Annotated in this window: 13 protein-coding genes; 10 read left to right on the top strand and 3 right to left on the bottom strand. The window is 65.4% G+C overall.

Features of this window, described 5'->3' with window-relative positions:
• The first annotated feature begins 104 nt into the window (after nucleotides 1-104).
• Entirely contained in the window at nucleotides 105-2,360 is a 2,256-nt protein-coding gene (locus QMK31_RS01830; RefSeq protein ID WP_283499241.1) for a RelA/SpoT family protein, read from the top strand.
• On the opposite strand, the gene QMK31_RS01825 is transcribed toward QMK31_RS01830, so the two are convergent.
• From QMK31_RS01825 to QMK31_RS01815, 3 genes are all read right to left on the bottom strand, one after another.
• Entirely contained in the window at nucleotides 2,347-2,979 is a 633-nt protein-coding gene (locus QMK31_RS01825; RefSeq protein ID WP_283499240.1) for a type IV toxin-antitoxin system AbiEi family antitoxin, read from the bottom strand. The two genes, QMK31_RS01830 and QMK31_RS01825, sit on opposite strands and share 14 nt — an antisense overlap.
• 111 nt (nucleotides 2,980-3,090) lie before the next feature.
• On the bottom strand, nucleotides 3,091-4,323 hold the full coding sequence (locus tag QMK31_RS01820) for a DUF349 domain-containing protein (protein ID WP_283499239.1): 1,233 nt from the start codon (nucleotides 4,321-4,323) through the stop codon (nucleotides 3,091-3,093).
• A gap of 111 nt (nucleotides 4,324-4,434) precedes the next feature.
• Nucleotides 4,435-5,250 carry a peptidylprolyl isomerase gene (locus tag QMK31_RS01815; RefSeq protein WP_283499238.1) on the bottom strand — a complete coding sequence of 272 codons (816 nt, stop codon included), beginning with the start codon at nucleotides 5,248-5,250 and terminating at the stop codon, nucleotides 4,435-4,437.
• Nucleotides 5,251-5,358: 108 nt separating this feature from the next.
• On the opposite strand from QMK31_RS01815, the gene QMK31_RS01810 reads away from it, so the two are divergent.
• The 9 genes from QMK31_RS01810 to aroC all read left to right on the top strand — a co-directional run bounded on the left by QMK31_RS01810 (nucleotide 5,359) and on the right by aroC (nucleotide 15,336).
• A complete protein-coding gene (locus QMK31_RS01810) occupies nucleotides 5,359-6,699 on the top strand; it encodes a replication-associated recombination protein A (RefSeq protein ID WP_283499237.1) in 1,341 nt (446 codons plus the stop codon).
• A gap of 296 nt (nucleotides 6,700-6,995) precedes the next feature.
• On the top strand, nucleotides 6,996-7,625 hold the full coding sequence (gene rpsD / locus QMK31_RS01805; RefSeq protein WP_092107727.1) for a 30S ribosomal protein S4: 630 nt from the start codon (nucleotides 6,996-6,998) through the stop codon (nucleotides 7,623-7,625).
• A gap of 95 nt (nucleotides 7,626-7,720) precedes the next feature.
• Nucleotides 7,721-8,092 carry a DUF948 domain-containing protein gene (locus tag QMK31_RS01800; protein ID WP_283499236.1) on the top strand — a complete coding sequence of 124 codons (372 nt, stop codon included), beginning with the start codon at nucleotides 7,721-7,723 and terminating at the stop codon, nucleotides 8,090-8,092.
• Nucleotides 8,093-8,225: 133 nt separating this feature from the next.
• Nucleotides 8,226-8,450 carry a hypothetical protein gene (locus tag QMK31_RS01795; protein ID WP_283499235.1) on the top strand — a complete coding sequence of 75 codons (225 nt, stop codon included), beginning with the start codon at nucleotides 8,226-8,228 and terminating at the stop codon, nucleotides 8,448-8,450.
• A gap of 82 nt (nucleotides 8,451-8,532) precedes the next feature.
• Nucleotides 8,533-11,187, top strand: a complete 2,655-nt coding sequence (gene alaS, locus QMK31_RS01790; RefSeq protein ID WP_283499234.1) for an alanine--tRNA ligase — start codon at nucleotides 8,533-8,535, stop codon at nucleotides 11,185-11,187.
• Between the two features lie 83 nt (nucleotides 11,188-11,270).
• Complete coding sequence (ruvX, locus tag QMK31_RS01785) at nucleotides 11,271-11,741, top strand: Holliday junction resolvase RuvX (RefSeq protein ID WP_283499795.1); 471 nt, start codon at nucleotides 11,271-11,273, stop codon at nucleotides 11,739-11,741.
• Nucleotide 11,742: 1 nt separating this feature from the next.
• Nucleotides 11,743-13,221: an endolytic transglycosylase MltG gene (gene mltG, locus QMK31_RS01780; RefSeq protein ID WP_283499233.1), complete on the top strand. Its 1,479-nt coding sequence runs from the start codon at nucleotides 11,743-11,745 to the stop codon at nucleotides 13,219-13,221.
• Entirely contained in the window at nucleotides 13,214-14,122 is a 909-nt protein-coding gene (locus QMK31_RS01775) for a shikimate dehydrogenase (protein ID WP_283499232.1), read from the top strand. Before mltG ends, QMK31_RS01775 begins: the two co-directional genes overlap by 8 nt.
• Before the next feature lie 5 nt (nucleotides 14,123-14,127).
• Nucleotides 14,128-15,336 (top strand): chorismate synthase, encoded by a 1,209-nt coding sequence (gene aroC / locus QMK31_RS01770; protein ID WP_283499231.1) that lies wholly within the window; start codon nucleotides 14,128-14,130, stop codon nucleotides 15,334-15,336.
• The last annotated feature ends 13 nt before the right edge of the window (nucleotides 15,337-15,349 follow it).

The following is a 15,349-nucleotide window of genomic DNA, read 5'->3' as shown; positions in this document are numbered from 1 at the left end:
TACGGGTGCCTCCCGCAGAACCGGCATAATTGACAGTACGCGAACCCGCCCCTGCATCTTCGCCGGGCTCGCGCAGATGATAGGACGACGTACGAGGTGAGACTATGACGGACACGACGACCCCCTCCCCGGCGTCTCTGCGCCGTCTGGTTCCCCGCATCTTCTCCCGGGCGCAGCCTGCCGGAGCCGTCGACCGCCTGATCAAGACGGTGCGACTGAACCACCCCAAGGTGGACCTGTCGATCATCGAACGGGCCTATACGGCCGCTGAGCGCGCACATGACGGTCAGCTGCGTCGCAGCGGCGAGCCGTACATCACACACCCGGTCGCCGTGGCACAGATTCTGGCCGACCTCGGCATCGGCACTAAAACCATCGCTGCGGCTCTGCTGCACGATACCGTCGAAGACACCGACTACACCCTAGACGCCCTGCGGGCCGACTTCGGCGATGAAATTGCGATGCTCGTTGACGGGGTCACCAAGCTCGACAAGGTGAAGTACGGCGATTCGACCCAGGCCGAGACCGTGCGCAAGATGATCGTCGCCATGTCCAAAGACATTCGTGTGCTCATCATCAAACTCGCTGACCGGTTGCACAATGCGCGCACCTGGGGCTTCGTGCCCAACGAATCCGCCGTGCGCAAGGCCACAGAGACCTTGGAGATCTACGCGCCCCTCGCGCACCGCCTGGGAATCCAGACCATCAAATGGGAACTCGAAGATCTCTCGTTCGCCGTGCTGTACCCCAAGTTGTACGCGGAGATCGAAAGCCTGGTCAAGCAACGCACGCCGCAACGGGAAGAGTTCGTTCAGCAGGTCATCGACACCATCAACGACGATCTCAAATCGGCGCGCATTCGCGGCAAGGTCGCCGGGCGCCCCAAGCAGTACTACTCGATCTACCAGAAAATGGTTGTGCGCGGTCGGGAGTTCGATGAGATCTATGACCTCGTCGGAATTCGTGTGCTCGTGAACTCCGTGCGGGACTGCTACGCGGTGCTCGGCTCGATCCACGCCAGGTGGACGCCGCTGCCCGGCCGGTTCAAGGACTACATCGCCACTCCCAAGTTCAACCTGTACCAGTCGTTGCACACGACAGTGCTCGGCCCGAGCGGCCGCGCCGTTGAGATTCAGATCCGCACGACCGAGATGCACCAGCGCGCCGAGTTCGGCGTCGCCGCACACTGGAAATACAAGGAACAGGTCAACGGCAAGAGTGCCGGCGGGCCCGGCCCGCAGAGCGACACCGACATGGCGTGGCTCGCTCACATCTCAGACTGGCAGGCTGAGACTGCCGACCCCGGTGAGTTCCTCGACTCGCTGCGTTATGAGATCGGTGCCAAAGAGGTCTACGTTTTCACGCCGAAAGGCCGCGTCATCGGCCTGCCCTCCGGCGCTACCCCGGTCGACTTTGCCTATGCCGTGCACACCGAGGTCGGCCACCGCACCATGGGCGCCAAGGTCAACGGCCGACTGGTACCGCTTGAGAGTGAGCTCATCACGGGGGACGTGGTCGAGGTTTTCACCTCGAAGAACCCCGACTCCGGCCCGAGCAAAGACTGGCTGAACTTCGTTAAGAGCCCTCGGGCGCGCAACAAGATTCGGCAGTGGTTCACCAAGGAGCGCCGCGACGAAGCCATCGAGCAGGGCCGCGACGCGATCGCGCGGGCAATGCGCAAGCAGAACCTTCCGCTGCAGAAGCTGATGAACCAGGACTCCTTCGCGGAGGTTGCCGCCCAACTCAAATACGAGGATGTATCGGCGCTCTACGCCGCCGTCGGTGAGGGCCACGTCTCCACCCAGTCCGTGCTCGAGAAGGTTGTCTCCTCGGTGCAGAGCATCGAAGACAACGACAGCAACGACTTTCCGGTCGCCGCACGGGGCCGGCCGCAAACCGCCCGTAACGGTGACTCGGGAGTGCTCGTTCGCGGTGCGCCAGACATTCTGGTCAAGCTGGCCCGGTGCTGCACGCCCGTGCCGGGGGACAAGATCGTCGGCTTTGTCACCCGCGGCGCTGGCGTCTCGGTGCATCAGGCCGCCTGCCACAACGTGCAGTCCCTGCTCAAGGAACCCGAGCGCATGATCGAGGTGGAGTGGGCACCCACCTCGAAGAGTCTGTTCCTGGTGCACATTCAAATTGAAGCCCTCGACCGGTCCGGACTGCTCTCCGACGTCACGCGCGTGTTGTCGGAGCACCACGTGAACATTCTCTCGGCCACCGTCAACACCTCGAGCGACCGGCTGGCACTCAGCCGGTTTGTATTCGAGATGGGGGACACCACCCATCTCGACCGCGTACTCAACGCCGTGCGGCGCATTGATGCCGTCTACGACGTCTATCGGGTCAGCGACGGCTAACCGGCGGCACTGGTCGACTGCTCGGGTCGGTGCGTTGGCGCAGCGCAGAAAGCGGTGCGCTAACGGCCGCGAATCGGGCGACGGCCAGGGTGCTGTGGGCGGCGCTGCCCCGTTTGCACAGGTGCACGGCGTCCGTGACATCGGCGTACGTGCCGTAGTGCAGCAGGCGTGCCAGCAGCGCGGTGAGTTCGTTCGACGACGATGATGCTGACGATGCTGACGGCGGTGTGTAACGGGCCAGATCGACGGCGGTACGCAGGGGGGTGGTGATCCGCACGCCCGCAATAGTGTGCACGTCTTCAGGGGTGCGCACGATCTCGCGCACCTGCGCCCGCGGCGACCACAGTGCCGTCGTACGAGCCCCGATCACGACACAGAACTGGTGCCGGCGCGGCTCCGGTGCCACGCCGTAGATCCACGCGGCAGTGAGCCGCTCGGCGATGGCGCGGGGCGGGACCAGCTGGCTGGCAGCGACGGCTCGGCTGGAGCATCCGTCTATCTCGTCGATCACACACCAGGAGTCGGCGAGTTGAAAAACCTGCCCGTCGAGGCGGGCGCCGTAGAGTTCGGCGAGCGGCAGGTCGTTGACCGTGAACACTCGTTCCCGTGGAACTGTCATGCGACCAGAATGATGCTTAACCAGATCCAGGCCCCCGAGGGAGCCCGGATCTGTGGAGAAGCGCAGTGCCGCAAGCTGAGTGTGGATAACCGCGGGGAGTGCTCGTGCGGACTACTCGCCGATCGCCTTGAGCCAGGACTTTCGGGCCTCGAGCGCTTCGGTGGCGTCCTTGATGGCGCGGGCGTTCTGGCCCTTCTGTGCCGTGGCGAGTTCAGCCTCGAGCTTGGCGATCGCGTCGTTCAGCTGACCGGCGAGGCCCTCGGTGCGGGCCTTCGTCTCGGGATTGTTGCGCTTCCAATGGTCGTCGTCGAGTTTGCGCACGACAGCCTCCACCTTGCGGAGACGATCCTCGATTGGCTTGACCTGGTCGCGGGGAACCTTGCCGATCTCGTCCCACTTGCGCTGGATCGTGGTGAGGGTGTCACGCGCGGCGTTGCGATCGGTGGTGGTGAGCAGGGTCTCGGCCTGGGTCAGTAGTTCGAGCTTGAGTACGAGGTTCGCGGAGAACTCCTCATTGTCTTGGGCTTCGACCTCACTCTTGACCGAGTAGAGCACGTCGCCGGCGGCCTTGAACTTCGCCCACATGGCGTCGTCCTGCTTCTTGCCGCTGCGGCCGGCTTTTTTCCACTCGTCGAGCAGGTTGCGGTAGGTACCGACTCCGTCGGCGCCCTGGGGGGCCAGGGCCTCTGCCTGTTCGATCAGGTGCTGCTTTTTGGCGCGAACGTCTTTGTGAGCGCTGTCGAGTTCAGCAAAGAACGCCTTACGGTTCTGCTCGATAGTGGTGCGTGCGGCACGAAAACGCTTCCACAGGTCGTTGGCCTCGCCTTTGGGGATGCGCGGGGCGTCGTGCTGGTGGGCCTGCCATTTGGCGAACAGGGCGTCGAGGGCTGCGCTGGTCTGCTTCCACTGCGTCTTGGCCGGATCTTCGGCGGCCAGGCGTTCGGCCTCGGTTACGATCTCCGCTCGCTCGGCTACGGCAGCAGCAGATGCGGCCTTCGTTTCGATGCTCTGCTGTTCGGTGAGCTCGCTTACGGCTCCACCGAGGGCGCCGAGACGTTCGGCCAGTGCGGCGAGGTTGCCCACGGCGTTGGCATTGGCAACGGCAACGGTCAGGTTGGCGACCGACTTGGCGATGTCCGCGGCTGGAGCGCCACCCTTAGCACGCTGCTCGAGCAGGGTGACCTGACCGTTGAGCTCAACGTACTTGCGTTCGAAGTAGGCCAGTGCCTCTTTCGGAGTGGCATCCGGGTACTGGCCGACGGCGCGTTCGCCGTCTGCCTCGCGCACGTAAACCGTGCCGGTTTCGTCTACGCGACCCCATGGTTGCTGATCTGTCGTAGTCAAGAGCCTCACCTTTGCTGAGTTGTTGTGTATGGATCCGCGGGAGTGGAGAGTGCGAAACCTAAGAAATACCCTGATAAGCCTATTGCACTAGCACAGGGTGGTCGATCGATCCTACTGAACTGTTATGGCGGTGATCGTCGTGGGCACCTTCGGGGCGCCGTCTCCGGAGGCGTCAGCGGTACCGGCATCCGTGATCTGGGCCTTGAGCTCGTCGAGTCCACTCGTGACGTGACCGAGCACGGTGTAGCCGCCGCCGGCGTCGGAGGGAATGGTCGTGTCGTCGTAGACCACGAAGAACTGACTGCCCATGCTGTACCCGTTGCCGCTCTGCCTGGCCATCGCGAGCGTGCCGGCCGGGTAGACGTCGTCGGCCGGGGCGTTCTCGACGGGGCCGTAACTGTAACCTGGGCCGTGCGTGGCATCTGTGCTCGTGCTGTTCGCGTCTGGATCTCCGCACTGCAGCACGAAGAAGCCGCCGTCGGTGAGGCGGTGGCAGCTGACGCCGGTGTAAAACCCGCTCTGAGCGAGGCTGATGGTGGAAGAGACGCCCTGCGGGGCGAGCGCACCGTCGAGTTCGATGCCAAGCGGAATGTCATTGAGAGTGAGCGTGCCGGTCCAGGTGCGGTCCTCGGCAAGGGCGCTCGCGGGTACGTCACCCGAGTTCTCACCGGCGGCCGCAGTGGCGGCCGGGGTCGGAGTTGCGCTCCCGGGTGCTGTGAGCGCCGGGGTGCCGGGGCCGCCGTCGAAGTAGAACACCTGCGCGACGACGATGAGAGTCAGTACGACGAGCAAACCGCCGCCCGCGATCACGTTGTCGCGCACGCGACGCCGGTGCTGGTGTTCGTGAACGGCCCGCCGGGCCTGGTAGGAACGCACACGGCCGCGCTCTTCACGTGCCGCACGCTCAAGCTTGTAATTCGAAGCCACTTGGAACCCCTCCAGGGCCGTCGGGGGTTGGCGACGGCCGAACAAAAAGCAATCAGGCGCTAACACGCCCGACCTCGTAGAACTCTACGCACAAACTACGCTGGAGGAATGTCGAATGCTCAACCGGGTCTGCGCAGTGTTGAGGCCCCCCTCGCCGTACGAATGCGCCCGAAAACCCTCGACGAGGTCGCCGGTCAGCGTCACCTGTTGACGCCGGGATCCCCGCTGATGAGTCTGGCGAGCGACAAGACGGGGGAGCGCGGCAGCGTTTCGGTTATTCTGTGGGGACCGCCAGGTACCGGAAAGACGACCCTCGCGCAGACGATCGCGCACAGTTCCGGGCGACGATTCGTTGAACTCTCGGCCGTGACCGCCGGGGTGCGCGACGTGCGCCAGGTGATGGAAGACGCCCGCACCAACCGCGATCTCTACGGCCTCTCTACCGTGTTGTTTCTCGATGAGATCCACCGTTTCTCGAAGGCCCAGCAAGACGCTCTGTTGCCCGGCGTGGAAAACGGCGTCATTATCCTGGTCGCGGCGACGACCGAGAACCCGTCGTTCTCGATCATCTCCCCCCTGCTTTCCCGGTCTCTGCTGCTCACCCTCGAGGTGCTCAGCGATGACGACCTCGGCATCGTGGTCGACCGGGCCGTCATTGATGCGCGCGGCCTGGCCGGCCGGTTCGAGCTGGAGCCCGAGGCTCGCAGCGCGATTATCCGACTCGCTTCGGGCGACGCGAGGCGGGCGCTGACGGCGCTGGAGGCGGCATCCGTTTCGGCTGAATCAACCCGTGAAGCGGATACGACCGGCAAGCCCGTGATCACAACCGACATCGTCTCGCTCGCGGTTGATCGGGCGCTGCTGCGGTACGACCGCAACGGCGACGAGCACTACGATGTGATCAGTGCCTTCATCAAATCGGTGCGCGGCAGCGACGTGGACGCCGCGCTGCACTACCTTGCCCGCATGATCGAGGCCGGTGAGGACCCGCGCTACATCTGTCGCCGCATCATCATTCTCGCCTCGGAGGACATCGGCATGGCCGACCCGCAGTCGCTGCTGATCGCCGTGGCCGCCGCCGACGCCGTAGCGCTGATTGGCATGCCAGAGGGGCGCATTCCCCTCGCGCAGGCTGTCGTGCACCTCGCGACCGCCCCCAAATCCAATGCTGCCTACATGGCCCTCGACGCGGCGATCGCCGACGTGCGGGCCGGCAAGATGGGCCGCGTGCCCAAGGGAATGCGTGACGCGCACTACCCGGGCGCCAAGCGCCTCGGGCATGGCAAGGGCTACCTGTACCCACACGACGACGCCCTCGGCGTGGTCACCCAGCAGTACCCACCCTCCGAACTGAAAAGTACCCAGTACTACGTACCGACCGAGCACGGCCACGAGCGCGACATCTCAGCTCGTCTGCTCAAAATCCGCCGCATCGTTCGCAATCAGTAGAGGTTCGGGCGGGGCTGGTTGTCCGCGGGGTGCGCGTTTTCGCCTGAGCGAGGAGCGCATGGCCCGTGGGCGCAGCACGCCTCCGGAACGCGAGGAGCAGTATCCGGTCGTGTGCTAACCTTGGCAGGCCTACAACTGGTTTCGGCATGCGGCTGCGTCCGTTTCCGGTTTGGAGGGGAATCGTTTTGTAGCCGAACGTCCCATGGCACCCAATCCTCTGATCTCCCATGACCTGTGTCGTCTTTGTGCGCACTCGCCCTGGTATCCCTGTTATTGAGTCCGATTGAAAGGAAACCGTGTCTACCAAGTCACGTACCCGCAGTAAAACTCGCCTCTCGCGCGCCCTGGGCATCGCCCTCACGCCGAAGGCAGCCCGCTTCCTCGAGAAGCGCCCCTATGCACCCGGTGAGCACGGCCGCACCAAGCGCAAGACCGATTCTGACTATGCCGTGCGCCTGCGCGAAAAGCAGCGCTTACGCGCCCAGTACGGCATCCGCGAAGCCCAGCTCAAGATTGCCTTCGAGCAGGCTCGTCGTCGCCAGGGACTGACCGGTGAGAACCTCGTCGAGATCCTCGAGACCCGTCTCGACGCCCTCCTCGTTCGTTCCGCGATCGCCCGCACCACCGCGCAGGCTCGCCAGATGATCGTGCACCGTCACATCCTCGTCGACGGAGAGCTCGTCGACCGGCCCTCCTTCCGCGTGAAGCCGGGCCAGCTCATGCACGTCAAGGCTCGCAGCGAGGGCATGGAGCCCTTCCAGGTTGCAGCAGCCGGCGGACACGTCGACCTGCTTCCCAAGCTCCCGCCGTATCTCGAGGTTGAGCTCGACAAGCTTCAGGCCCGCCTGGTGCGCGCCCCGAAGCGCATCGAGATCCCCGTGACCTGTGAAGTCCAGCTCGTCGTGGAGTACTACGCAGCTCGCTAGACCAACCGGTACGCTGAAGGGCGGATCACCTCAGGGTGATCCGCCCTTTTGCATACCCGGGCTCTCGCCGAGCCCTCGAACAGAGTGGAGTCACCGTGTCAGGTGGAGATATTGCCGGCCTCATCGCTGCCGGCGTGTTCGCGATCCTGGTCGCGGTCATCGCCATCCCGCTGGTCAAACTAGGCCGGGTATTCGACGAGACGACCGCGGCCATCCACGAACTCAGCGACGGAATCACCCCGATGCTTGCCGAGACGACCGAGACCATCCGCTCCACCAACCAACAGTTGATTCGGGTGGACACCATCACGAGCAACGTAGCGGATGTCGCCGGTAACGTCTCAGCGCTCGTCGCGTTGTTCGCGGCGACCGTCGGCGGGCCGCTGATCAAGCTCGCCGGGTTCTCGGCCGGCGTGCGGGCGGCCTTTCGTGGCGATCGGCCGCGGCCTCGGCGCAATCGGGGTTGACCGGCTACTCTGGACACGGCGTTGATATTCTCGCGCCCGACTTATCGGTAGCTTCGGCTAGCGGCGCCCGGCTTCATTCAATTCGGTTCTATTGTCTGCGGCTCTGAGCCGCGCAGATTCAGGGAGAAACGCCATGAAGAACGTCATCTGGTTGGTTATCGGGGTTGCCGCGGGCTTCGTGGTCGCCCACGAGGTTAACAAAACCCAGCAGGGCAAAGCGTTTTTCACCGAACTCGACACCAAAGCACGCGAGTTCGGCGAGGCCATGTCCGAGGGGTACCGCCAGCGCGAGGCCGAGCTGCACGCCGCGCTCGACGACGATGCCGCTGGGACGGCGCCCGTGACCGGCGCGCCGTAGGCATCCGCTGAGCTGAAGCGGCACTGAGGCAGCCCTGATTTGAAGCACCACCACATTCATGCACCACGAACAAACGGACACCATGCAGACTGCTGACATTCGCGGGCGCTGGCTCGACTTCTTCGCCGATCGTGGACACACCGTTGTGCCGTCCGCGTCGCTGGTGAGCGACGACCCCACCCTTCTCTTCACGGTGGCCGGCATGGTGCCGTTCGTGCCATATCTCACCGGGCTCGTTCCCGCGCCGTACCCGCGCGCCACGAGCGTGCAGAAGTGCATTCGCACCAACGACATCGAAGAGGTCGGCAAGACCCCGCGCCACGGCACGTTCTTTCAGATGAACGGCAACTTCAGCTTCGGCGACTACTTCAAGGAGGAGGCCATCGGCTTCGCCTGGGAGCTGCTGACCACCCCGGAGAATCAGGGCGGTTATGGTTTTCGAGAGAGTGACCTCTGGGTCACCATCTACCTCGACGACGACGAGGCGCACCGCTATTGGCGTGCACTCGGAGTGCCGGAAAACCGCATTCAGCGTCTCGGCATGGAATCCAACTACTGGTCCACCGGCCAGCCGGGGCCGGCCGGCCCCTGCTCGGAGATCTTCTTCGACCGTGGACCCGCTTACGGCAGGGACGGCGGACCGGCCACCGACGACGACCGTTACGTCGAAATCTGGAACCTCGTCTTCATGCAGTATTTGCGCGGCGAAAGCACCGGCAAGAGCGACTTTCAGATTCTCGGCGACCTGCCGAAGAAGAACATCGACACCGGTATGGGCCTGGAACGTGTCGCCTTCCTCAAGCAGGGCGTCGAGAACATGTACGAGATCGACCAGGTACGCCCGGTGCTCGACCGCGCGGCCGCCCTGTCGGGCCGACGCTATGGCGCCGATCACGATGACGATGTGCGCATGCGCATCGTCGCCGACCACGTGCGCTCCTCCCTCATGCTCATGAGCGACGGCGTCATGCCGTCGAATGAGGGGCGCGGCTATATCCTCCGCCGCCTGCTGCGGCGCAGCGTGCGCGCCATGCGCCTGCTCGGCGTCGACACCGTGAGCCTGCCTGAGCTGCTGCCAGCCTCCCGCGACGCCATGAGCGCCGCGTATCCCGAGGTCAAGAGCGACTTCGGTCGCATCAGCCAGGCGGCGTTCGCCGAGGAAGAAACCTTCCTGCGTACCCTCGCGAGCGGCAGCGCCGTGCTCGACCTCGCCGTGGCGAAGACCAAAAAGGCCAACAAGACCGAACTGGCTGGTCCCACCGCTTTTCTGCTGCACGACACCTATGGTTTCCCGATCGAGATCACCCTCGAGATCGCCGAAGAGGCCGGCCTGAGCGTGAACCGCGACGCGTTCGACGTGCTCATGACCAAGCAACGCACCATGGCGAAGGCCGATGCGAAGTCCAAAAAGACAACCCTCGCCGACCTCGGCGTCTACAGCGTCTTCCGCGCCCTCGGCGAGACCGTGTTCACCGGGTACGACGACCTGCAGAACGAGTCGAGCGTGCTGGGCCTCATTGTGAACGGCGAGTCCGTCACGAGCGCGGTCGCTGGTGAGACGGCGGAGGTCATCCTCGCCGAAACCGCCCTGTGGGCCGAATCCGGCGGGCAAGAAGCGGATGCGGGTCTCATCGTCGGTCCCGGCTACGAGCTCAAGGTGCTCGACGTGCAGAAGCCGGTCAAGGGACTGATCAGTCACAAGGTGCTCGTGCAGTCCGGTGAGGTCGCTGTCGGCGACAGCGCAACCAGCGTGGTCGACGAGAGCTGGCGTCGCGGCGCCCGCCAGGCGCACTCCGGAACGCACGTTTTGCACGCGGCCCTGCGCCAGGTGCTCGGCCCGAACGCCCACCAGTCCGGCTCCTACAACAAAGCCGGATTTTTTCGTCTTGACTTCTCCTGGAACCAGGCCCTGTCACCGGCGACCCGCACCGAGATCGAAGAGATTTCCAACAACGCCATCCGCGACAACCTGCCGGTCTCCACCCGGGAGCTGCCCCTTGCGGAGGCGAAGGCGCTCGGTGCCATGGCCCTGTTCGGGGAGAAGTACGGCGACGTCGTGCGTGTCGTTGACATCGGCGGTCCGTGGTCCCGCGAACTCTGTGCCGGCACCCACGTCTCCAGTAGCGCTGAGATTGGCATGATCAACCTGATCAGCGAGGCTTCGGTCGGATCGACCAACCGGCGGGTCGAATCGCTCGTCGGCCTCGAAGCCTTCCGCGACCTCGCTGCTGAACGGATGCTGGTGTCCGAGCTCACCTCGAGCCTCAAAACACCGCGCGACCAGCTCCCCCAGCGCATCAGCGATCTGGTCACGAGTTTGAAAGCGGCCGAAAAGAAGATCGCCGCCTTCGAAGCCCGCGCCCTGACCGACCGGGTTCCCGCCCTGCTGGCCACGGCCCGTCGGGTCGGCGCCGTAACCGTCGTCGCCGAAGATCTCGGCGTGCTGGGCTCCCCGGACGACGTGCGCATGCTGGCCCTCGCGACCAGGGAACGCCTCGGAACCGACGCGGTCGTCGTTGCCCTCTCGGCCGTTGCCGCCGACAAGCCGGTCGTGATCGTTGCCACCAACCAGGCGGCCAGGGATGCCGGACACACGGCCGGCGCTCTCGCCAAGACCGTCGCCGGTATCCTCGGCGGTGGCGGCGGCGGCAAGGACGACCTTGCCCAGGGCGGCGGCCCCAATGGGGACGCCATTCCGGCTGCGCTTCAGGCCGTCGTCGCGGCGATCAGCCGCTGAAAATGCGTTCCGACCGAACCCCGGCTCGGCCCCGCACCGACAGGTCGGAGGCGGGGGCGGTCGAGGTCGTGCCCGCGCACCAAATGCGTTCCGGCGTGCGCGTGGGCGTTGACGTCGGCAAGGTGCGCATCGGCCTGGCTCGTAGCGACAACCACGGCATGCTGGCCACGCCGGTTGAAACCGTGGCCAGGGATCAGGCTGGCGTGACCGACCTCGCCCGCATTCGCACGGTTGTGTTGGGGCTTGAAGCGGTGGAGGTCATCGTCGGGCTTCCCCTGGCGCTGTCCGGAAACGCGACGGCCTCGACCGACGACGCGGTTGACTTCGCCAACCGACTCGCGCGGGCCCTGAACGTACCGGTGCGTCTGGTCGACGAACGGCTCTCCACCGTGTCGGCGCAGTCCGCGTTGCGGGCATCCGGTCGGCCGGCTAAGACGCAGCGGCCAGTGATCGATCAGGTTGCCGCGACTATTATTCTGCAACACGCGCTTGACAGTGAGCGTGCCTCGGGGCGACCAGCTGGCTCGCCCGTCGAACCGACCGAGAGGCTGTAACGTGCCGAGTTCCACCCCGGAAGAGCCACCGCTGAGCCGCCGTCAGTGGCGCGCGCAACAGGCCGCTGCCGTGCAGGCCGCTGAGGCCGGCACGGCGACTGGCGCTGAGGCCGGCACGGCGACTGGCGCTGAGAATGGCCCTGAGAAGGGCCCTGAATCTGCGACTGGAGCTGGCACTGGAGCTGGCACTGGCACTGGCACTGGAGCTGACGCTGCGGCCTGGATCACGGGTTTAGCCGCGCGCACGAGCGAGTCAGAACCCCGCCTTCGGGCGGAGTCCGCCGACGCCCCGCGGTTGCCGCGCCGCGCCGCGCCGCACCCGGAGCCAGCCGAGCCAGCTGATTTCGGTCGCGGACGCACCAACCGCCGCTCACTGCTCGCCGACGAACCACCGCGAGAAAAGCGCAGCCACAAGGGTGCCTGGGGCTGCCTCATCGTCTTCGCCGTGCTGGCCGCGCTCGTGGCCGGCGCCTACTTTTTTCTGCAGGGGCCGATTTCCCAGATTATCGCGGCCACCCAGGGACCGGCCGATTTCACCGCTGAGGAAGCAGCCACCGGTGAGGATATCGTCATCATGATTCACGAGGGCGACGGCGGTTCCGATATTACGAGCACTCTCGTCGACCAGGGCGTAGTGAAGAGCTTCGACGCTTTCTACTCCATTTTGTTGGAGACTGCTCCGGAACCGGTGTTCCAGCCCGGCGCCTACCAGTTGAAGACCAAGATGGCTGCCAGCACCGCCCTCGATGCCCTGCTCGATGACGGCACGCGACTGAACCAGACCGTGATCGTACCCGAGGGCACCGCGGCCGTTGACGTGCTGCAGTCGATCTCGGAGGGAACCGATATTCCCCTCGCCGACCTGCAGGCCGCCGCCGCCAACGTGGCCGGATTTGGCCTGCCCGCCGAGGCGACCACCCTCGAGGGCTTTCTCTTTCCGGCCACCTACACTTTCGCGCCGGGGGACACCGCCCAGATCGTTTTGCAGTCCATGGTAAACCGGCAGTATGAGGCTCTCGACGCTGCCGGAGTCGCCGTCGCCGATCGCTGGAAGACCATCGTGTTTGCCTCGCTGATTCAGCGCGAGGCCGGTCTGCGCGACGATTACTACAAGGTGGCGCGGGTCTTTTTGAACCGGCTGGACCCGGCCCAGTGGGAGAGCGGCCTGTTGCAGTCCGACGCAACGGTCGCCTACGGCACCGGCAACACTCATCTCGTGACCACGACCGACGCGGAACGCGCCGATGCTGGCAACCTGTACAACACCTACGCGCGTCCGGGTATGGTCGTCGGGCCCATTTCGAACCCGGGCGACCTCGCAATCGACGCCGCCGTGCACCCGGCCGAAGGACCCTGGCTGTTTTTCGTGACGGTCAACCTCGATACCGGGGAGACGGTTTTCTCCACCACGGTGGCCGAGCATGATGCGGCGGTCGTCGTCTGGCAGAACTGGATGAGGGAGCACCCCGAATATGGATAGTCTCACGTCGAATCGGCTCGCGGTGCTCGGCTCGCCGATCAAGCATTCCCGGTCGCCGATGCTGCACCGGGCCGCCTACCGGCAGCTCGGCCTCGACTGGACCTATGAGGCCGTTGAGGTGAAGTGCGGCTCCCTGGCCATGTTCCTGAGCACGCTCGGTCCAGAATGGCGCGGCCTGTCCCTGACCATGCCGCTCAAACAGGAGGTGCTGCCCTTCATCGACGACTGCGATCGGGTCGCCCAGCTGACCGGTGCGGTCAACACCGTTCTTTTGCGAAGGGTCAACGGTCGCGGCACCCTGAGCGGGTACAACACGGATGTTGCCGGGCTGGTGCGAGCCCTTGCCGAAGGGGGAGTCACCCGCGCCGCGCACGTGACCCTGCTCGGAGCCGGAGCAACGGCGGCATCCGCTTTAATGGCGGCGGCGGAACTCGGCACCGAGTTTGTCACGGTGCTCGTGCGGGACCCGCAGAAGGCACTGCCCCTCGTCGAACTCGGTCGGTCGCTCGGCGTTGTGGTCGAACTGGAAGATTTCAGCGGCGCTACCCGTGTGGACAGCGACGTCGTGATCAGCACCCTGCCGGGGGGAACCATGCTGCCGGCACCGTTGCCGCTCGCACTACGGGAACGGGCTGTTCTGTTCGACGTGGCCTATTCGCCGTGGCCGAGCGGTGTGGCCACGTCGTGGCAGGAAGCCGGCGGCACCGTGCTAAACGGCCTGGGCATGTTGCTGCACCAGGCGCTCATTCAGGTTCGGGTCTTCGTTACCGCTGACCCGTTCGAGCCACTGCCCGATGAGGCTGCCGTACTGGCGGCCATGCGCGGTGCGCTGACCCGCGACTCCGGCCCCGGTGACGCTCGTCCCGGTGACGCTGGACCCCATACTGCTGTGGAAAGATAGGAACCATGCTTCGTTGGCTTACCGCCGGAGAATCTCACGGCCCCGAACTCATCGCCATTGTCGAGGGTTTGCCCGCTGGAATCCCGGTCACCCTTGATTCGATCCGCCTCGATCTGGCGCGCCGCAAGCTCGGCTACGGCCGAGGCGCGCGCATGAAGTTCGAAGAAGATGAGCTCACCCTCTCTGGTGGGGTGCGGCACGGACTCACCCTCGGTGGGCCGGTCGCGCTGCGCATCGGTAATTCGGAATGGCCCAAGTGGGTCGACGTGATGAGTGCAGCACCGGTCGACCCTGCCACCCTCGCGCGCGGCCGTGGCGCCCCCCTGACCCGCCCCCGCCCGGGCCACGCTGACCTCGCCGGCATGCAGAAGTACGACTTCGACGAAGCCCGTCCGGTGCTCGAACGGGCGAGCGCCCGCGAGACCGCTGCGCGGGTAGCGCTCGGCGCGGTAGCCAGGTCCTTCCTGAACGAGTTGGGAATTGAGCTGGTCAGCCACACCATCGCCATCGGTCCGGTGCGCGTGCCCGACGGTTCGCCGCTGCCGGAGCCCGGCGATGTCGAAACCCTCGACGCCGACCTGCTGCGCTGTTTCGACGTGGCGACATCCGCTTTGATGGTGGCTGAAGTGGATGCCGCGCACCAGGACGGCGATACCCTCGGCGGCGTCGTCGAAGTTCTCGCCTACAACCTGCCCCCCGGCCTGGGGTCCTTCGTGCACTGGGACCGCCGCCTGGATTCGCAACTTGCCGCTGCCCTGATGGGTATTCAGGCGATCAAGGGCGTTGAAGTCGGAGACGGTTTCGAGACCACCCGCCGCCGCGGCTCGGCCGCCCACGACGAACTGGTGCAGGCGGATGGCGCCATCCAACGAGTCAGCGACAAGGCCGGCGGCACCGAAGGCGGCATGAGCACCGGCACGGTGCTGCGGGTTCGCGCCGGCATGAAACCGATCGCGACGATTCCGCGGGCGCTGCGCACGGTCGACGTGGCCACGGGCGAACCGGCTCCCGCGCACCACCAACGTTCCGATGTGTGTGCCGTTCCGGCGGCCGGCATCGTCGCCGAGGCCATGGTGGCGCTCGTTCTCGCGAACTCGGTGCTCGAGAAATTCGGGGGAGACTCGATCGGGGAAACCCGCCGCAACCTCACGTCGTACCTGGCCAACATTCCCACCAACCTGCGCACCGGCGCGGCGAGCGACGCATCGCTGTGACCGCGAGCCGGCT

It is taken from the genome of Cryobacterium sp. PH31-O1 (genome assembly GCF_030063455.1).
Lineage (GTDB): Bacteria > Actinomycetota > Actinomycetes > Actinomycetales > Microbacteriaceae > Cryobacterium.
Note: the sequence above shows the minus strand (reverse complement) of the source record. Positions and strands in the feature narration are given on the sequence as shown.